Here is an 18,997-nt window from a genome sequence, read left to right as displayed (position 1 = left end):
GCAAAGCGGGGCTTTTCAGTACGAAGATAACGTTTAGTTACCTGCGCGTTGTACTTCGATTTCTACCACAACACGGCGGTTAGGTTGCAAGCAAGCAATTGCCTTCTTGCCACGTACGCCTTGGCAATCAACCACTGGCTCAGCTTCGCCCTTGCCTACTGCGTGCAGACGGCTAGCTTCAATGCCTTGGCTTACCAGGTATTTCTTAACTGCATTGGCACGACGCTCAGACAGCTTCTGGTTGTATGCTTCATCACCGATACGGTCAGTGTGACCAGTGATCAGCACCAGCTCAACTTCAGGATGAGCCTTCATCTTTTCAACCACGTCAGCGTTCAGAACCTTCTTGCCTTCTTCTTTCAGGTTGTCCTTGTCGAAGCCGAATAGCACTTCAGATTGCAGAGTCACCTTGTCGAAAGCAGCTGGAGCTGGACCAACTGGCTCTGGCTCAGCAGCAACAGGTGCTGGAGCAGGAGCTGGCTCTGGAGCAGCCACTGGAGTTGGCTCAACAGCAGCTACCTTTTCAGGAGCGCCAAATTTCCAGATCAGCCCCAGGTTCAGGTAGTTGTTGCCAACGGTTTCCTTGTCGCCTTGAACTTCAGCACGGCTCCAAACGTGACGCAGGTCAGCTTGGAAGCCCAGACGATCGGTAAACAGGTATTGGAAACCCAGACCGGCATTGGCCATCCAGGAGGTGTTGCTGTCATCGTAACCAGCGGAACTAGGCTTGTAGTCAACGTTGTTACGTGCAGCGCCCAGACCAGCAAGCAGGAATGGACGGAATTTTTCGCGGCTGAACAGGTACAGAGCATCAACACCCAGCAGGGTTTGCTTGTACTTGCCACCTGTAAACTGCTTGGAGTCTTCATCAGCACGGTTATGGCTCAGGCCAACTTGCACATCCCAGTGCTCGCTCAGCTCTTTACCGAATTTCAGGAACCCACCTACGCTGGAATTCTCAGCCTTCAGGTCGTTGTCCGCGTTCATGACGTTGATACCTGGCAGAGCGTACCAAGAACCTTGATAAGCTTCTTCTGCGCTAGCATGCAATGCAGCAAGACCCAAAACGCCAGCAACTGCAATGCTGATCAGATTTTTCTTCATATGGTTTAACTCCCGGTGACTGTAGATTTAAGACTTACTATACTTTAAAGCCGACTGCGCTTGCAAATGCTTAACCGCATAAACTACACAGCCAGCGCGCCTTTCAAGGCCATGTTGCAATTAAACAACATCTCTTGAACGGCAGCTGCACTTGTCGCAGATATTGTCGTGGTGCGATTTCCGTTCTGACATAACGCACTTCTGAAACCAAGGTAGTCAGGCTTCAAGGCTGCCAGAGTTTCAATATCAGACACCCTTAAAGAACCTGCCAACCCGCAGATCAGATCATTTGCCCTGGCCTCTTGCACAAACGCGCGCAATTCAGGCAGGTCCTGATGATCCAGAAGGCTGGAACCATTCTTGATAGCAGTATCCTGCATCACGCCATAAAACCCGGCCTCAGCAAATACCTCCAGAGGCAGAAACGTTTGCTGGCTGTCAGCAAATAACACGGCGACCACTTTGGTTCCCGATCTGGCAATTGGCTTTATTGCTTCAATACATGCCAACTGCTCGCCTGCGAACATGCCAACCTTCACAATATCCACGCCAGTGGCGGCGACCGCCTGTATGGCAGCAAGCACTGGTTTTGGTTCCATAACCAGATCACCAATCGTGGCACTGATGGGTTTTCGACCATCAACATAGCGGACAATTTGTTCAATCACTTCAATGGGTAACGCCCCTAGCGCCCCCATCGCAGGGTTTTTCAGATCAATAATGTCGGCGAGAGATAAAACCAATTCGGTCTCTTGCAAACTATTGACGCTAGCCAACAACCGGCTCATTGCGGCTCCTTTGACTCAGCAGCGGCCAGATGCTGGGCCACACGTTCTACCAGCCATTGCCAGGCCTCATGCTCACGCGGACCCGCCGTTTTTTCAATGGCGATTTTCAGATACTGCATTTCGGCTTCGATTTTTTCCAGCGGCAGCATGTGCAGTCGACTGACCAGCACCGCGAGTTCAACCACTGCCGCCTGGGCTCGGTTAAACCCACGAAATGCAGCATGTACTTCTTCATGCACCACTCGAAAATAAAGCAATGGGCGCTCGGCGTCTTCCACCACTTCTTCCAGCACCAACTCCCGGTGAGACAGCGCAGCTTCCAGCACATAACCTTCAACCTGAGTGGCCTTTCTTACCGGCCATTCGCGACGACCACTCAGCGCGCCAGCAAACACACGCACATCATCGGTCAAGTTTAAGACAGCCGTGCGACGGGCGAGCAGATTGTCGAGACTGGTTGATGGACGAAAAGGCGCGATCAGAACAAAACCGTCCCGCTCCCTCACGCCAAAAGGCGCAATATGCGGAAGGCCCTGGGCGTCGGTGCTGATGACGATGGTTTCATGGATCATCTCTCCCGACTTGACCTGTTGATACTCTTGGATATTCATGACGTTCAGGATTTGTCCTTGCTACGCTTTTCCTTCAGAGAGGCATCGCGGTGCGCCACTCTGGCTTCCGGGGCTTTTTGCACCGTATTGACGCCCCACTCCAGCTCTTCGTCCTGGCTGTAACGTTTTTTGAGCTGCCAGGCAATTTGCGCCCGGGCAAGCTCTACGCCTAGATAAAACGCATGGGAAGCGTCGTCATCGACTTTCAGATCAGGATACAGCGCAAAAGGATCAGTAGCGGTGAACAAGCCATCACGGTTGTAGATGTGCATGCCCTCTTCACTCACCTGAATGCGAAAGCTCGGATCCTTGATTTGCGCGGCCAACTCCGCGATTTCGTCAGCCGTGTAACCAAACGGACGGCGATCATGCAAACCCAGCAAGCCATTGCTGTAGTCCCGGGGCAAGCGCCTGTCCTCGCGCGCAGCGTACATGATACGGCGCGCGATATCGGCTTCAGCCACGGCGTTTGTGGCGTGTGGACTAACCGAAGTAGCCAGTACGGCATTGATATTCAGCTCGGTAATAATGCCAAACAGGATGGCATTGATGCCTGTGGTGTCTGCATCCGTCAGTTCCGTCAGATTTCCTACCCCCATCATGATGTCGATGTTGGGATATTTTTTGCGCAGGCGCTGATAGCGGACAATGGAATCTGTAAGGCCAAACGGAATGGGGTCGAGAATGGCATCAGCAATGAAGGGCCGACCTTTTTTCAGCATGCCCTCTACCGCCCGGTAAAGCGACGGCAAACTGCCAGACTTGGCGGGGATCAGCACCGGGGTAGAGCCCACTTCATCGGCAATCCACAAGCTATGCTCGGTCAGGCTTAACAGATAATCCGCACCCGCCTTGCCTGCCAACAGCAAATCATCATGATTCAATGAGTCAACGCTGACAGAAAATCCCTGGGACTTGAGTGCCTGTATGGCATCTGCCAGATGCGGGAAAGGCGTATTGGGCAGGCAGCCAAGATCAATGACATCGGCGCCCTGATCGCGAAAATAAGCAGCGCGCGCCACAATGCCCTCCACGGTCAACTGAGGCGCTTCCACAATCTCGGCAAAAATGCGCACGGCATGCTGTGAGAGATCAGGGGCTTTCCCGCCGTGGCCAAAAAACTGAGGCAAGTCTTTGAGGTCTTCCGGGCCGCGCTCCACAGGAATGCCGTATTTATCTTCCAGAATGCGCAGATCACCGCGACACAAGCCAGGGATCAGCATCCGGTCAGCATCCCCTGCATCCGGCAGGCGACGCACGATAAGCTCAGGGGTCATCAATGCGGCGACCGAAACGCCAATCTGCGCGACACGGTATTTGAAATCGGTAGGCTGCATGGCTTCCAGCACTTTGTGCAGGCTTTTTTCAGCCAGCTTGCCGGTCAGGAAGAGGAGTCTCTCAGCCATGCCAACCGCGTCTGGATTGCTGCTTGCAACTGGGGAATATCGCCCGCCACTGTGGTGTCGTCAAAGGTCTTCAGCTTTTCCATGTTTTCGAGGTCGATACGGCGTGGATACACCTTGACCATATGCTCACGCGGGGCTTCAGACTCCAGCTCCGGCGCAGTATCGCAGGCAAACACAATACTTGGCACCCGGCACTTGCCCGCCTGCGCGAAAATATTGGTGACCAGATTATCCGAAATGCCATACACCATTTTCGCCACGGTGTTGGAAGTCGCCGGCGCAACAACGACCGTGTGGTATGCGCCATGGTAGAACAGTTCGACCGGCACCGAGCTGGCCGTTTTATCCTGATACACACGCCCCACATTATGCTCGTAACCGTATTGCTTCAATATCTCTGCTGCCGCCTTGCTCAGGAACAAATCCACCTGATCCAGCGTATTGAGGATATCAATGCACTCGCGCAGATAATGCCCGGAACCGGTAATGGCCCACGCCAGGCGCTGCTCGTGAATGGGTTTCAAGCCTAGCCTCCGAAAGGATGGCGCAAGACAATGGTCTGATCGCGCTCGGGGCCGGTGGATACGATAGCCACCGGCACTTCGCACAGGGTTTCCAGGCGCTTCAAGTAGTTGCGCGCATTGAGCGGCAACCCTTCCCAGGTGTTAATACCAAATGTGTTTTCAGTCCAGCCGGGCATGCGCTCATAGATGGGCTCGCAGCGCGCAAGATCATCCGCACCCACCGGCAGAAGATCAATCACCTTGCCATCCAGCTTGTAGCCGGTGCAGATCTCCAGTTCAGGAATACCATCCAGCACATCCAGCTTGGTAATGCACAAACCCGTCAGGCCATTGATACGGGCAGAGCGGCGCAAGGCTGCTGCATCAAACCAGCCACAACGACGCTTGCGCTTGGTGACGGTACCGATTTCGCGGCCTTTGTCCGACATCTGGAAGCCTGGGGTATCCAGCGTTTCAATATCCAGCTCGCTGGGGAATGGCCCGCCACCAACGCGCGTACAGTAGGCCTTGGTAATCCCCAGCACATAATCAAGCACCTGAGGACCGACACCGGTACCAGCGGCGGCCTGACCAGCCACGCAGTTGGAGGAAGTTACGTACGGATATGTACCATGATCAATATCCAGCAAGGTACCTTGTGCGCCTTCGAACAAGAGCTTGTCACCTGCCTGATTGGCCGCATACAAGGCAGCGGATACATCGCCCACCATCGGGCTCAGTTGATCAACGCGGCTTAATGCCTGATCCAGCTCAGACTGGTAATCCACGGCAGCTACGCCCAGGTATTTGGTCAGCACAAAGTTGTGATACTCCATCACTTCGCGCAGCTTTTCGGCAAAACGCTCTGGATAGAACAAGTCGTAAACGCGCAGCGCACGACGTGCCACCTTGTCTTCGTAAGTAGGACCAATACCCTTGCCCGTTGTACCGATCTTGATGTTTCGCGCAGCTTCGCGCGCTTTATCCATCGCCACGTGATAGCCCATGATCAGCGGGCAGCCTGGGCTGACCATCAGACGGTTGCGGACTTCCACGCCCACCGATTCCAGACCCTTGATTTCCTCAAGCAAGTGGGCAACATCCAGCACCACGCCATTGCCGATGTAACATTTGATGCCTTCACGCACGATGCCAGAGGGCACCAGATTCAGCTTGTATTCACGTTGTGCGGCGCCCTGCCCGATCACCAGGGTATGCCCGGCATTGTGACCGCCCTGAAAGCGCACCACACCCTGGGCGTGATCGGTCAACCAATCCACAATCTTGCCCTTGCCTTCGTCGCCCCACTGGGTACCAATAACGACTACATTCTTGTTCATCATGCGTTCTGCCAAAATAATTTAAATTTTAAGATTCATTCCATGCCACCCTCAGCCAACTGGCCCAGGAAATCAAGACGGCATGGCCTGCACTTCCCAGTGATCGCCCTGCTTTACCAGCTGACGGTCACATTGCAATTCATTTCGATGAGACTCGTGTCCAGGCAACTCCTGGATGACGATCTGCCCTTCTGCGCGCAAGGCATCCACTTTTGCAGTAAGCGCAGGATCATGATCGTACGGTGCAAAAATGGCCTGTGCGATTCCAGCGGGTGGCAATGCCGTGACCAGACCACGCAGATCCAGACTGAAGCCGGTGGCAGGCCGAGCGCGGCCAAAGGCAGAGCCTACTTCATCATAACGACCACCCAGCGCCAATGGGCCAGCGTAGCCCTGGGCATAGGCCGCGAAGACCATGCCACTGTGATAGTGATAGCCGCGTAATTCGGCAAGATCAAAGCAGACATTGACGTCCAGATCCTGCAATTGCTGAGCAACCTGTCGCAAATCGGCCAGCGCCGCTGCAATCGCGGATGTCGCTGGCAAGACCTGCGCAGCACGTTCCAGAACGTCTGCGCCACCATTCAGCTCAGTCAGCACGCACAGGGCGGCAGAAGTTGTAGCGTCAAGGCCCGCTGTCAGATTTCGCACCTCTGCCTGATCCTTGCTCTGCAAGGCCGCATACAAGGCCTGCTCAAGCTCGGAATTAACGCCTGCCTGTCGCACCAGGTGCCGGAAAATACCCACATGGCTGAAGTCCAGGTGCAACTGCGTCACGCCAGCCAGCTTCAAGGCTTTCACCATCAGGCGTTGCACTTCAATATCGCTTTCCACCCCGGCGTGACCAAACAGCTCGGCGCCCAGCTGCAAAGGCTCCCGGGTTTGGGCCAGGCCGCTGGGGGTAGTACGTAGCACACTGCCGGCGTAGCACAGGCGCGACACACCCTGATTATTCAGCATGTGTGCATCAATGCGCGCTGCTTGCGGCGTGGTATCGGCACGCACACCCATCAGGCGCCCGGTCAGCTGATCCACGACCTTGAAGGTCGCAAGATCCAGATCATGCCCTACGCCGGTAATCAGCGACTCCAGATATTCCAGCAAAGGAGGAATCACAAACTGGTAACCGTGCACGGCAAACAGATCCAGCAATTGCCGACGCAAATGCTCCATGCGCGCTGCTTCTGCAGGCAGCACATCTTCTATGTATTCTGGTAAAAGCCAGTTACGCATAATGATTCTTTAGTGTTGAGGCGTGTTAACGGACATTACATGCTGTGACTGGAGTGGTGGGACGACCATACCCGCAACAGGAAGGCCTATATTGTAAACCACTCGCGGCTGCTTGCGAAACTCGGGCGCACGACCAGAGCTTCTAATGAAGGGAAAACGGTGCCTCCACCTTTGCAGGTCTGGGCGTTAATTCTTGAAAAACAACAACAGCAACAGGCCGACACTCATGGAGACAAGGCCAACAAACCGTAGCTGGCCGTCTTTCAACTCCACCATGCGCTTGAAGGTATCGCGCCAGGCTTGCGGGGCCAGCAGGGGCAGAACCCCTTCCAGCACCAGCATGAGGCCCAGCGCAGTTAACAAGGTTGAGTTCAAGCCTTATTTCCGGGGAGAAGGACTGCGCAGGTACTTGAAGAAGTCAGAGTCTGGTTCCAGGACCATGACATCGTTCTTGCTCTTGAAGCTATTGCGGTAGGCATCCAGGCTGCGGTAAAACGCATAGAACTCCGGATTCTTGCCATAAGCCTGCGAGTAGATTTCCGAAGCTTTGGCATCACCTTCACCCTTGATGCGTTGTGCCTCACGGAAAGCCTCAGCAATGATGACCTCACGCTGACGGTCAGCATCGGCGCGGATTTTCTCGGCAGCCCCGGCACCTTGTGAGCGCAATTCGTTAGCTACGCGCTTACGTTCTGCTTCCATACGCTGATAAACAGACTCGCTGACTTCCTGAGGCAGGTCTACACGGCGCAAACGCACATCCAGCACCTGAATGCCGTATTCCTTGGCATCGCGATCTGCACGCTGACGCAGGATTTCCATGATCTGCCCACGCTCACCGGAAACAACATCGTGTATCGTGCGTTTACCAAACTCGGCACGCAAACCATCATTCACTGTCTGCGAGAGACGACGCTCGGCCTGCAGCTCATCCCCTTTCACCGATACGTAGTATTTGGCAGGGTCAACAATGCGCCATTTGACGAAAGAGTCTACGAGCACATTCTTCTTTTCGCTGGTCAGAAAGCGGTCCGGCTCCACCCAGTTAAGGGTCAGGATACGCTTGTCGAAGTACCGTACATTTTCAACAAAGGGCATCTTGAAATAGAGACCAGGCTCTTTTTTGACCGACACGATTTCACCCAGACGGAATACCAGCGCGTACTCACGCTGATCTACCGTAAACGCGGAGAGGCTGATCAACAGCAAGGCTGCGATAAGACCGATTAACACTGTGCTTAAGTTTTTCATGTTGTTCGACGCCCCTTATCGGCTTTCACGATCACGACTACGGAAGCTGTCGCGTGAACGCAGATTATTCAGGTCAATTTCAGGCAAGGTGCTGGCTGGTGTTGTCGTTGGCGCATTCAAGGATGGCGCCGCTGGCGGCGTGCCCCCTGTGTTGGCAAGAAGCTTGTCCAATGGCAGGTACAGCAGGCTGTTACCGCCCTTTTGATCAACAACCACCTTGCTCACATTAGAGAGAATCTGCTCCTGGGCATCCAGATAAAGACGCTGGCGTGTCACTTCAGGGGCTCGTTGATACTGGGTTAATACCTGCTCAAACCGGCTGGCATTACCTTGCGCTTCGTTCTCAACACGCAGCTTGTAACCAGCCGCCTCTTCCAAAAGACGTGATGCCGTACCACGCGCTTTTGGAATGATGTCGTTGGCATACGCCTGACCTTCATTTTTCTGACGTTCCAGATCCTGGCCAGCTTTCACTGCATCATCAAACGCAGCCTGCACCTGCTCGGGAGGTTGCGCGTTCTGCATGGTGACATTCACGACATTGATACCAGTGTTGTAGCGATCCAGGATTTCCTGCATCAGCTTCTTGGCTTCAACAGCCACTTCTTCGCGGCCTTCGTACAAGGCAAAGTCCATTTTGCTCTTGCCGACGATTTCACGAATCGCAGTCTCGGCAATGCCGCGCACGGACTCTTCCGCAGAACGGTTATTGAACAGCGCCTCTTCCACATTCTTCAGGTTGTACTGCACGGCAAACTGCAGATCAATAATGTTCTCGTCATCGGTCAGCATCAGAGATTCGCGCAATTCCTTGCTGCGGCCTGAACCACCTTCAGCGGAACGGTAACCCACCTCAATGGTGCGCACCTGCTCCATGTTGATGACGTCCACACTTTCAACCGGGTAAGGCATGTGCCAGCGCGGGCCGGGCAAGGTGGTTTCCACATGTTTGCCGAAGCGCAATACCACGCCGCGCGAGCCTTGGTCGACGATATAAAAGCCGGTGGCAAACCAGATCACGGCAATCAAGCCCACGATAGGTAGCACAGGAATACCACTGCCTTCGGATTGTGGCGACTGACCGCCCTTGGGGGATCTGCCAAACAGGCCGTTCAGCTTGCGGCTGAACTGGCGCAATACCTCGTCCAAATCGGGCGGGCCGTCATTATTGCGGTTGCCCCAACCGGGATCGTTAGCCATGAGTTACTCCGAAATCAAAAAATCGTTTATGTGGGGACTACATCCGGCGAGCTGGTTTCCAGCTGATGCGCAAACAGCATTTGCTGATGTTCGCGCAAACACTGGCGTACCAGTTCCAGTCCTTCACCGGTCTTGGCAGAAATACGAATGCGGCAAATTCTACCATACTCATCCCGCTCCAATCCCGGCTCCAGCCCTGCCCGGTCAATCTGATTCACCACCAGCACCTGGTGTACATGCTCGGCACCAATTTCTTCCAGCACCTTATTCACTTGCGCAATCTGGTCATCTCGCACCGGACTTGCAGCATCAACCACATGCAGAAGCAAATCCGCCTGCACTGCTTCTTCCAGGGTGGCACCAAACGCTTCCACCAGGGCATGCGGCAAGTGTTTGATAAACCCTACGGTATCCGAAAGCACCACCGGACCGCCATCAGGAATGTATAGCTTGCGCGAGGTGGTATCCAGCGTGGCAAACAATTGATCTGCTGCATACACACCAGATTGCGTGAGCCGATTGAACAAGGTGGATTTGCCCGCATTGGTATACCCAACCAGGGAAACTGACATGACCAGCGAGCGCTTGCGCGAGCGGCGTTGCATACCGCGCTGCTGCTTCAGCTTGGCAAGCTTTTCGCGCAATTGCTTCACGCGTATGCGCAACATGCGCCTGTCCAGTTCAAGTTGCGTTTCCCCTGGACCGCCGCGCACACCGATACCGCCTTTTTGGCGCTCCAAGTGTGTCCAGCCACGCACAAGGCGGGTGGATAAATGCTCGAGCTGGGCAAGCTCGACTTGCAGCTTACCTTCATGGCTTTGGGCGCGCTGGGCAAAAATATCCAGAATCAAGCCAGTGCGATCCACTACCCGGCTTTCGAGCAAGCGTTCAAGATTGCGTTGCTGGGATGGACTCAAGTCGTGGTTGAAGACGGCTACCTGTGCCTCATGTGATTTCAGGGATTCAGCAAGTTCGTCTGCCTTGCCAGACCCAACGAAATACTTGGCATCCGGCTTGGGACGCTTGCCTTCAATGGTGGCCCGGATTTCCATGCCAGCACTGATGGCAAGCTGCCTTAGTTCCTGCAAACTTTCTTCATATCCTGAATCGCCAAAATCAACACTGACGAGAACTGCGGCATCTCCGCCGCTGGGGCGATCAAACATTGCTAAAGGTCACTGCGCTTCCTGTTACTCGGCGGGAGTAGCGTGGGCTGATGGAATGCTGACTGCGCGGGCGGGAACAATAGTCGAGATGGCGTGTTTGTATACCATCTGGGTCACTGTGTTTTTGAGCAGGATGACATACTGATCAAATGAGTCTACCTGGCCTTGCAGCTTGATGCCGTTAACCAGATAAATCGAGACAGGCACATGTTCCTTGCGCAAGGTATTCAAGAATGGATCTTGTAGCATTTGCCCTTTAGCGTTCATTTTTTTGCTCCTTTTCCTTTTAATTTTGTAGTCGGCGGGAGTTTAATTATTCAAGCAAACTCTACGTGAAAAAAATTAGCTAATCTAGTGAAAGCTGGGATGAATTCCAGATTCCCGTATGTCTAGTTGGGGATGTTTTTCACACCTACAAGTAGGCTGTAGAAAATTCGCTAAACTTTATCTACTTTGCCGACCATGGCCTTACGACTGCGAGGCAGTCAAATTGTTCTCAAAAATTTAAAATTTGCCGCTTGTGGTGAGACTTTCCCGGATACGGGACAGTGTTTCATCCTTACCCAGCAGCGCCATGACAGCATCGATACTTGGCGACTGTGCCCCTCCGGTTACCATCACCCGCAAAGGCATGGCAATCTTGGGAAACTTGAGGCCGTTGTCCGATACCGTCGCCTGAATCACGTCATGAATACTTTCCGTGGTCCACGCAATATTCTCAAGCTTTGCTGCCATGCCGGCGAGCACAGGCAACACATCAACTGTTAAATGCTTTTCAGCCGCTGCCGCATCCGTCTCAGGCTTGCGGTAAAAATAGGCAATGCTGCTTGCGAGGTCATTCAGCGTATTGCTGCGCTCACGGTACAAGGCGATAACCCCTGCCAGGTCAGGTCCGTTTACCGTATCAACGCCCAGCGCTGTCAGGCGCTGTTGAATGTCGGTCGCGAGCGAGCTGATATCCGCCTGCTTGATGTAATGCGCATTCAGCCAGTTAAGCTTTTCCGTATTGAACTGGGCGGCAGATGGCGTGATGTGGTCAAGGTCAAACCATGCACAAAACTGCTCCATGCTGAATACTTCATCATCGCCGTGCGACCAGCCCAAACGGGCCAGATAGTTCAAGACCGCCTCAGGCAAATACCCATCTTCATGGTACTGCATGACACTGACTGCCCCATGGCGTTTGGACAATTTTTGTCCATCGTCGCCCAGAATCATCGACAAGTGGGCATATTGGGGAATCTGCGCGCCCAGGGCCTGCAGCATATTGATCTGGCGTGGCGTATTGTTGACATGGTCATCGCCACGAATCACCTGGGTAATGCCCATCTCCCAGTCGTCCACCACCACACAGAAGTTATAGGTCGGGGTACCGTCAGCGCGGGCAATGATCAAGTCATCCAGTTCTTCATTGGAAATACGGATCTCGCCCTTGACCAGATCATTCCAGACCACAGCGCCTGTTTGCGGATTTTTGAAACGCACGACAGGCGGCACGCCTGCAGGAGGCTCAGGCAAGACCTTGCCCGCTTCAGGACGCCAGCGGCCATCGTAGCGAGGCTTGATACCCTGCTGCATCTGTTGCTCACGCAATGCATCCAGCTCTTCCTTGCTGCAATAGCAGTAATACGCGTCGCCGCTATCCAGCAACTGCTGAATCACTTCCTTGTAGCGGTCCATACGTTGCATCTGGTAGAACGGACCTTCATCCCAGCTCAGTCCCAGCCAGGTCATGCCATCCAGAATGGCTTGCACGGCTTCCGGGGTTGAACGAGCCACATCGGTGTCTTCAATCCGGAGGATAAAACTGCCGCCATGCTTGCGGGCATATGCCCACGAAAACAAGGCGGTACGGGCACCGCCGATATGCAGAAAACCGGTAGGACTGGGAGCGAAACGGGTACGTACTGTCATGGAAAACGATCAATCAAATGAAAAGAGCGATTTTATCATGCCTGACCTTTTCAATTCCCCTTATATGTACTTGGCAGAGGCTAATATTCCGCCTTGATTAGCAAGATAAGGCAAGGACTTAGATCCTTGAATAGCGACATTTCCATTCCCTCGGCACAAGCGCCGCAAATAAATCTCGCCTTGGTATTATTTGAGTGCAATTGTGGCTACAATAAAACCCGAATGGCATAAAAAATCCATATTGGGCGGCTATAACTCAGGGTAGGCACAGTGAATGAAGTCCATTATTCGAAGACTGATCACAAAAAAAGAAGCCACTACAGACGCGGGGCATCGTCAGTTTCTGAGCGAACTGCACGCGCTGGATGATATTGCCGCCCTGGAAGCCAGCACGCGTTTTCTTTCCGGATATAACGAAACAGACCGGGCAGCACAGCTGGCATTGCTGCATATTGATGAAGCCAACCATCCGCGGCTGGAAAAACTGCTGGACCAGTATGCGCGATTCGACAAGCTGCGCCCTGAACTGGAAAGCCGGATTGCCGAAGGCGGCTATTATTATCAGCGCCAGATTTTCCTGAGTTATGTTCAGCAGATTGAACTCCAGCAGCTCAAGTTACCGCCCAACAACACCCCTCCACCCGAATCCTCACCCTACCAGATCAGCTTGATGTGTGGCCGTGCATTGCATGCCGGCCTCTGCATGATCAAACTGCGTTACTTTCAGCAACAGGCCGTCCCTGCCGCTGCATGGCATCAAATGTTTCAGGTTTACCGGCTGGCAGAGCGTCTTGGGCTGACATCCACGCCCTTGTCCATTTATGCAGATTGCCCGGAAAAATCGCTGGCAACCATGTTTGCCCAGATATGCATGCTGGATTCCATCAACCAATCTGGCATGAACCGGATACAAATTGAACTGACGTGGCAACTACTGACCAAACTGCTGCGTAATGTACAAGTGGTAGATCATTACGAAGAACAGCATCATTTTTATTTCATCGATTTGCGCAAAGACCGCGGTGCACGCCGCATGCGCACGCTAGAGCCCTCTCCTGAGTATCGCTACTGGTCCACAGATGATCTGTCGATGAGGATTGAATTGCTCAGCCATAGCCAGAGTCTGCCGCAAGCCATGGGCAAGCTCGGGCTTTCAGAGTTTGCCAACAATCCGCATTTGAGCTCTCTGTTGCAGCAGCTTCAGTTTGACTGGTCAAAAAATGGCTATCGCCGCCAGCGTCGCAAGGAAGAGCGTCAATCGACCCTGCTGGGCACCCGGGTCATATTGGGGCTGGATGCCATCTGCATGCATCTGCGCACCAGGGCCGACAAGCTGGCATTGCAGAACGCCTACCTGACCGAGAATGCCGCTCCACTGGAGGAACGGCTGACCAAGCACAGCGTGAGACGAAGCACTACGTTTTCAGCGCCTGAGCCCAGCCTGAAAAACCTGCGCTGGACGGTGACCGACATGAGCCCCAGGGGCTATGGGGCAACACTGGAGAAAGACAGCGAGACCTCGCTGTCACCCGGGATGATCGTGATCCTGTTGATGGAGGATCAAAAAGACGCCGGCATCATTGGCATTATCAAAAATGTCAGCGTGCTGGCTTCTGGCAAGAAACATATTGGCGTCGAGATTATCTCGCGCAATGCTCGCTGGGTGGCACTCAGCAATATGCAGGAGACTAACCCAGTCCTCACTAATGGTGCCTTGTCCGAGAGCCTGCCAGAATTTTCCAGCCTCTACCTGCCCCCTGAGGAAGGCCTGGCAGGCGAACCCACGCTACTGGTACCACGCAGTCGCTTTCTGCCAGATGTCAGCTACCGTATCCGCAGCCTGAATGAAAAATCCTTCCAGCGGCTGGAAACCGTACTGGAAGGACGTCACGACTGGTTACGTGTAGGCTGCAGTAGCCTGACTCAGGCTTAAGTTAAACCAGGTTTACTTGTCACCGGCTTTCCAGCCACCACCCAGCGCCTTGAACAAATCGACACTGGCAGTCAGTCTCGCTTGGCGGCTCTGCACATAGGCCAACGCTGCATCGTTATAAACCCGCTGCGAATCCAGCACATCGAGGTAGCCAGAGTAGCCTGCCTTGTAGCGGTTTTCTGCGATATCCAATGCCTTCTTGGAAGACTCCTTGCTCGCTTCCAGCGCGGCTTCGCGTTCAGACTGCTGACGCAGGTTGACCAAAGCATCGTTCACTTCCTTGAACGCCGTTTGAATGGCACTCTCGTAAGATGCCAGAGTTTGCTTTTGCTGCGCCGTGGCCTGATCGACACGCGAATTCAACCGGCCTGCATCAAAGATAGGCAGATTCAGACTAAGACCACCAGTCCAGATACGGGCGGCGGATTTCAGGATATCGCCCAGCTCGGCACTTTCGCCACCATAATTCGCTGTTAACGAAATAGTAGGAAACAGGGCCGCCTTGGCTACGCCAATGTTGGCATTTGCCGCGATCATGTTCTGCTCGGCCTGACGGACATCCGGCCGTGATTCCAGCAGGCTGGACGGCAGTCCGACCGGTGGAACAGGCGGAGTTGGCAATTGATTGAAATCCGCGGCAGGAATAGTCAAGGCCAGATCGCCCGTCAACACGGCGAGCTGGTGCTCCACGATGGCACGTTGCCGCACCAGGTCAGCCAGTTGCGCGGTCAGATTGGAGGTCGATACTTGCGCCTGATGCACATCCAACGCAGAGGACACGCCCCCCTCCAGACGACGTTGCGTCAATGCCAGGCTTTCCTGGCGACTGTGCAGACTGTCTTGTGACAAGGCAATCTGCGACTCCAGGCTGCGCAGCAATAAATAATTGCTGGCCACCAGGCCCTGCAAGGACAAATCTACCGTATCGCGAGCGTAGTGGGTTGCCATCGCTTGCGCACGTGCAGATTCCTTGGCACGACGCAGCTTGCCCCAGAAGTCCAGCTCAAAGGATGTACCAAGGCGAATATTGTAGTTTTCGCGTATGGGATCCACGCCTGAAGGCAGTGGGGTTGCACCCAGCTGGGTAATACGCGAACGGGCCGCGCTGGAGTTCAGGTCAATCTGCGGGAAAAGCGCCGCGCCTACTTCACGCAGGTAGGCATCCGCCTCCTCCACCCGGGCTACCGCCAGCTTGATGTCGGTATTGTTGGCCAGGGCCTTGGCCACCAGGTCATTCAATACCGGATCGTTATACAGCTGCCACCAGGTGCGGGAGATTTCAGCTTGATTGGTCGCATCGGCCTGCTCGGCAAACTTGGCTGGCACGGGCATCTCGGGCCGCTGATAGTCAGGGCCCATCATGGCGCAGCCTGGCAGCAGTATGGCGGCCAATACAGCGATATAGGTCAGTTTCAAGCGTGGCATCATGCAATTTCCTTCTGTTCTTGTGCAGACGTGTTTCTCTTCTGCGTTCCTGTCAACCATGTAAAAAACAAGGGGATAAATACCGTAGCAACAAAGGTGGCCAGCAGCATGCCGCCAAATACGCCCGTCCCCATGGAGCGCCGGGCAGCCGCACCGGCACCGCTGGCAAATACCAGAGGCACAATCCCCAGCACAAAGGCCATGGATGTCATCACGATAGGACGGAACCGCAAGCGGGCGGCTTCAACAGCGGCCTGTGCCACAGGCAAGCCCTCTTCCAGTTTCTGGCTGGCGAATTCCACGATCAGAATCGCATTTTTCGCAGCCAGACCTACCAGCGTCACCAGACCGATCTGGAAGTAGATGTCATTAGGCATGCCGCGTACCAGCACGGCCAGCAAGGCACCTGCCAATGCAAATGGCACGGCCATGATCACGGCCAGAGGCAAGGCCCAGGTTTCAAACTGCGCGGCTAGAATCAGGAACACCATGATGATGGCGAAACTGAAGGCATAGATAGCAGCCGAGCCAGTCCGTTTTTCCTGATACGCCTGACCGGTCCATGTCATCTGGTAGCCATCAGGCAGGCTTTGTGCCGCAATTTTTTCCACCAGCTTGATGGCATCGCCCGAACTCACGCCCGGTGCACCACCCGCCAGCACTTTCGCCGCCAGCAAGCCGTTATAACGTTCCAGCTGTTCTGCGCCCACGATTTCTCGGGTAGTGCTCAAGGCTGACAAAGGCACCATCTTGCCATCATTGGAGCGTACATATACGCGACCAAGGTCTTCAGGCTTCATGCGGTAAGCTGCCTCTGCCTGCAATTGCACGCGATAAGTACGTCCACTGCGGTTAAAGTCGTTCACGTACAGCGAACCCATGGTGCTTTGCAATGTGGCGTAAACATCCGAAATCGGCACACCCTGGCTGATTGCCTTGGCTTCATCCACCTCAACAAACAACTGAGGAACCGTAGGGCGGAAGAAGGTATTGATGCCGGCAAGCCTTGGTTCTTTTTTCAGGTCATCAATCAGATTGTTCACCACGGCAGACAGATGCAATGGGTCTGAATCGCCACGGCTCTGAATGTAAAGCTCCATGCTGCCCGAGTTACCCAAACCACGAATAGCAGGCGGATTGAAAGCAATCGCCAGACCATCTGGCTGCATCATGCCGATACCGATCAGTTTACCTACGATCTCATCTGCAGTCGTGGTACGGGCATCCCAATCCTTGAGACGGACAAACATGGTGCCGGAGCTGGTCTTGTTACCGCCACCGATCAGGTCAAAACCATTGATGGCAAACTCACTGCGTACGGCAGGATCCTTGGCAATCGCAGCACGCACCGCTTCCGTGGTGTTGCTGGTACGCGTCAGGGTCGCGCCATCAGGCAGAATAGTCGCTGCAATCACATAGCCCTGGTCTTCCGGCGGCACAAAGCTGCCAGGCACTTTGTACAACAGATATGCCGCGCCACCCACGATACCCGCAAACACAATGGCACCAATGATGGTATGACGCAGGGTCAGATTGACCGTGCCTGTGTAGAAGTTGGTCAGCTTTTCAAAACCGCGATTGAACGGACGGAAGAAGCGTGACTCTTCATGCACAGACTTCAGTATCAGTGAGCACAAGGCTGGCGTCAGCGTCAGCGCCACAATGCCCGAGATCACGACGGCAACTGCCACAGTTACCGCAAACTGGCGATAAAGCTCACCGGCAATGCCCCCCATGAACGCAACAGGCACGAATACCGCACACAGCACCAGCACGATCGCGACCACTGCGCCCGATACCTGCTGCATGGATTTGATGGCAGCATTGACTGGCGAGAGTTTTTCTTCGCTCATCAAGCGCTCAATATTCTCCAGCACCACAATCGCATCATCCACCACGATACCGATGGAAAGCACCATGGCAAACAGGGTCAAGGTATTGATCGAGAAGCCGAATATCCACAAACCGGCAAAGGTGCCTACCAGCGAAATCGGCACGGCAATGATAGGAATCAGCGTCGCGCGCCAGTTTTGCAGGAACAGGAACACCACCAGCACCACCAATACCATGGCTTCACCGAGCGTCTTCACGACTTCTTCAATAGATGCTTTCACGAAATCGCTGGTGTCATAAGGAATAGCATAGTCCACGCCTTCAGGGAAGCGCTGCTTCAGCTCTTCCATTCTCGCCTTGATGGCATTGGCTGTATCCAGCGCATTGGCACCGGTCTGCAGGAACACCGGAATACCGACACCGGGCTGGCCATCCAGCGAAGTGCGTACGTTGTACATCTGGGCACCCAACTCAATGGTGGCCACATCTTTCAGGCGCAAAGTGCCGCGCGGGCCATTGGATCGCACAATAATGTCAGCAAACTGTTCCGGCTCAACGAGACGACCTTTGGCGGTCACGGTATACACAAGCTGTTGCTGGCCAACGACCGGCTCCTGACCGATCTTGCCAGCGGCGTACTGGGCATTTTGGGCCTGTATCGCGGTTGAAATATCGGTCGTAGTCACGCCGAGCTGGGCCATGCGGTCAGGCTTGAGCCAGATGCGCATGGAGTAATCCTGGGAACCGAAAATGGTAACGTCACCCACCCCCTTGATGCGCTTCAGCTCATCCACCACATTGAGGGTGGCATAGTTGCTGAGGAACAGTGGGTCATATTTTTTGCTGGGCGAAATCAGCATCAACGCCATCAGAATATCATTGGAACGCTTCTGCACGACAACGCCGGTTCTACGAACGTCTTCCGGCAAACGCGGCAAAGCGATATTCACACGGTTACTGACGTTGAAAGTCGCCTGATCCACTTCCGTACCGGTTTCAAACGTGGCAGTAATGGTCAAGGTACCGCTGGAGTCGGCGCTGGACTGAAAGTACAGCAGGCCCTCCACGCCACTCAATTGTTCCTCGATAGGCGCAGCAACTGTCTTGGACAGGGTCTCGGCACTGGCGCCAGGATACGTCGCCGTCACGATAACGGTAGGCGGCGCAATTTGCGGATACTGGGCAATCGGCAGCTTCATCGCTGCCGCAAAACCAGCCAGCACAATAATGATGGAGAGCACCGACGCAAAGATCGGGCGCGTGATGAAAAATCTGGTCATGACGTCTCCC

16 protein-coding genes are annotated in these 18,997 nt (G+C 54.3%); 1 reads left to right on the top strand and 15 read right to left on the bottom strand.

Annotation, left to right across the window (positions count from 1 at the left end; all coding sequences use genetic code 11):
• Positions 1-33: 33 nt before the first annotated feature.
• The 13 genes from FNL37_RS05850 to gltX all read right to left on the bottom strand — a co-directional run bounded on the left by FNL37_RS05850 (position 34) and on the right by gltX (position 12,516).
• Positions 34-1,104, bottom strand: coding sequence for an OmpA family protein (locus FNL37_RS05850; protein ID WP_013442457.1), 1,071 nt, complete (start codon positions 1,102-1,104; stop codon positions 34-36).
• A gap of 83 nt (positions 1,105-1,187) precedes the next feature.
• Complete coding sequence (locus tag FNL37_RS05845) at positions 1,188-1,892, bottom strand: (5-formylfuran-3-yl)methyl phosphate synthase (RefSeq protein WP_159355474.1); 705 nt, start codon at positions 1,890-1,892, stop codon at positions 1,188-1,190.
• The gene (locus tag FNL37_RS05840) at positions 1,889-2,464 is read right to left on the bottom strand and encodes a DUF447 domain-containing protein (RefSeq protein WP_015830341.1); all 576 of its coding nucleotides are present in this window, start codon (positions 2,462-2,464) and stop codon (positions 1,889-1,891) included. The genes FNL37_RS05845 and FNL37_RS05840 overlap by 4 nt, the downstream gene beginning before the upstream one ends.
• Positions 2,465-2,508: 44 nt before the next feature.
• A complete protein-coding gene (locus tag FNL37_RS05835; protein ID WP_159355472.1) occupies positions 2,509-3,909 on the bottom strand; it encodes a DUF6513 domain-containing protein in 1,401 nt (466 codons plus the stop codon).
• Positions 3,885-4,433 (bottom strand): flavoprotein, encoded by a 549-nt coding sequence (locus tag FNL37_RS05830; RefSeq protein ID WP_013442461.1) that lies wholly within the window; start codon positions 4,431-4,433, stop codon positions 3,885-3,887. The genes FNL37_RS05835 and FNL37_RS05830 overlap by 25 nt, the downstream gene beginning before the upstream one ends.
• Before the next feature lie 2 nt (positions 4,434-4,435).
• Positions 4,436-5,752: an adenylosuccinate synthase gene (locus tag FNL37_RS05825; protein WP_190274900.1), complete on the bottom strand. Its 1,317-nt coding sequence runs from the start codon at positions 5,750-5,752 to the stop codon at positions 4,436-4,438.
• A gap of 72 nt (positions 5,753-5,824) precedes the next feature.
• Complete coding sequence (locus FNL37_RS05820) at positions 5,825-6,985, bottom strand: ATP phosphoribosyltransferase regulatory subunit (RefSeq protein WP_159355470.1); 1,161 nt, start codon at positions 6,983-6,985, stop codon at positions 5,825-5,827.
• Positions 6,986-7,171: 186 nt separating this feature from the next.
• Positions 7,172-7,360 (bottom strand): DUF2065 domain-containing protein, encoded by a 189-nt coding sequence (locus tag FNL37_RS05815; RefSeq protein ID WP_013442464.1) that lies wholly within the window; start codon positions 7,358-7,360, stop codon positions 7,172-7,174.
• A gap of 3 nt (positions 7,361-7,363) precedes the next feature.
• On the bottom strand, positions 7,364-8,236 hold the full coding sequence (gene hflC, locus FNL37_RS05810) for a protease modulator HflC (protein ID WP_013442465.1): 873 nt from the start codon (positions 8,234-8,236) through the stop codon (positions 7,364-7,366).
• A gap of 15 nt (positions 8,237-8,251) precedes the next feature.
• Positions 8,252-9,436: an FtsH protease activity modulator HflK gene (gene hflK, locus FNL37_RS05805; RefSeq protein ID WP_159355468.1), complete on the bottom strand. Its 1,185-nt coding sequence runs from the start codon at positions 9,434-9,436 to the stop codon at positions 8,252-8,254.
• Positions 9,437-9,462: 26 nt separating this feature from the next.
• Positions 9,463-10,602 (bottom strand): GTPase HflX, encoded by a 1,140-nt coding sequence (gene hflX / locus FNL37_RS05800; RefSeq protein ID WP_159355466.1) that lies wholly within the window; start codon positions 10,600-10,602, stop codon positions 9,463-9,465.
• Positions 10,603-10,626: 24 nt separating this feature from the next.
• Positions 10,627-10,869: an RNA chaperone Hfq gene (gene hfq / locus FNL37_RS05795; RefSeq protein ID WP_013442468.1), complete on the bottom strand. Its 243-nt coding sequence runs from the start codon at positions 10,867-10,869 to the stop codon at positions 10,627-10,629.
• Between the two features lie 237 nt (positions 10,870-11,106).
• Complete coding sequence (gene gltX, locus FNL37_RS05790) at positions 11,107-12,516, bottom strand: glutamate--tRNA ligase (RefSeq protein ID WP_159355464.1); 1,410 nt, start codon at positions 12,514-12,516, stop codon at positions 11,107-11,109.
• Positions 12,517-12,790: 274 nt separating this feature from the next.
• On the opposite strand from gltX, the gene FNL37_RS05785 reads away from it, so the two are divergent.
• The gene (locus tag FNL37_RS05785; protein WP_159355462.1) at positions 12,791-14,449 is read left to right on the top strand and encodes a hypothetical protein; all 1,659 of its coding nucleotides are present in this window, start codon (positions 12,791-12,793) and stop codon (positions 14,447-14,449) included.
• Positions 14,450-14,461: 12 nt separating this feature from the next.
• Here the strand turns inward: FNL37_RS05785 and FNL37_RS05780 are convergent, their stop codons facing one another.
• The gene (locus tag FNL37_RS05780; protein ID WP_015830348.1) at positions 14,462-15,877 is read right to left on the bottom strand and encodes an efflux transporter outer membrane subunit; all 1,416 of its coding nucleotides are present in this window, start codon (positions 15,875-15,877) and stop codon (positions 14,462-14,464) included.
• Positions 15,874-18,987 carry an efflux RND transporter permease subunit gene (locus FNL37_RS05775; RefSeq protein ID WP_159355460.1) on the bottom strand — a complete coding sequence of 1,038 codons (3,114 nt, stop codon included), beginning with the start codon at positions 18,985-18,987 and terminating at the stop codon, positions 15,874-15,876. The genes FNL37_RS05780 and FNL37_RS05775 overlap by 4 nt, the downstream gene beginning before the upstream one ends.
• Positions 18,988-18,997: the final 10 nt, after the last annotated feature.

Origin of the sequence: Methylovorus glucosotrophus (assembly GCF_009858335.1) — a bacterium.
In the GTDB taxonomy this organism is placed as follows: Bacteria; Pseudomonadota; Gammaproteobacteria; order Burkholderiales; family Methylophilaceae; genus Methylovorus; species Methylovorus glucosotrophus.
This window is presented reverse-complemented; position numbering and strand designations above follow the sequence as displayed.

Bases quoted from the DNA above. Each gene is read 5' to 3' on its own strand.
- FNL37_RS05850 (WP_013442457.1), bottom strand. From the start codon at position 1,104: ATGAAGAAAAATCTGATCAGCATTGCAGTTGCTGGCGTTTTGGGTCTT.
- FNL37_RS05845 (WP_159355474.1), bottom strand. From the start codon at position 1,892: ATGAGCCGGTTGTTGGCTAGCGTCAATAGTTTGCAAGAGACCGAATTG.
- FNL37_RS05840 (WP_015830341.1), bottom strand. From the start codon at position 2,464: ATGATCCATGAAACCATCGTCATCAGCACCGACGCCCAGGGCCTTCCG.
- FNL37_RS05835 (WP_159355472.1), bottom strand. From the start codon at position 3,909: ATGGCTGAGAGACTCCTCTTCCTGACCGGCAAGCTGGCTGAAAAAAGC.
- FNL37_RS05825 (WP_190274900.1), bottom strand. From the start codon at position 5,752: ATGAACAAGAATGTAGTCGTTATTGGTACCCAGTGGGGCGACGAAGGC.
- FNL37_RS05820 (WP_159355470.1), bottom strand. From the start codon at position 6,985: ATGCGTAACTGGCTTTTACCAGAATACATAGAAGATGTGCTGCCTGCA.
- hflC (WP_013442465.1), bottom strand. From the start codon at position 8,236: ATGAAAAACTTAAGCACAGTGTTAATCGGTCTTATCGCAGCCTTGCTG.
- hflK (WP_159355468.1), bottom strand. From the start codon at position 9,436: ATGGCTAACGATCCCGGTTGGGGCAACCGCAATAATGACGGCCCGCCC.
- hflX (WP_159355466.1), bottom strand. From the start codon at position 10,602: ATGTTTGATCGCCCCAGCGGCGGAGATGCCGCAGTTCTCGTCAGTGTT.
- hfq (WP_013442468.1), bottom strand. From the start codon at position 10,869: ATGAACGCTAAAGGGCAAATGCTACAAGATCCATTCTTGAATACCTTG.
- gltX (WP_159355464.1), bottom strand. From the start codon at position 12,516: ATGACAGTACGTACCCGTTTCGCTCCCAGTCCTACCGGTTTTCTGCAT.
- FNL37_RS05785 (WP_159355462.1), top strand. From the start codon at position 12,791: ATGAAGTCCATTATTCGAAGACTGATCACAAAAAAAGAAGCCACTACA.
- FNL37_RS05780 (WP_015830348.1), bottom strand. From the start codon at position 15,877: ATGATGCCACGCTTGAAACTGACCTATATCGCTGTATTGGCCGCCATA.
- FNL37_RS05775 (WP_159355460.1), bottom strand. From the start codon at position 18,987: ATGACCAGATTTTTCATCACGCGCCCGATCTTTGCGTCGGTGCTCTCC.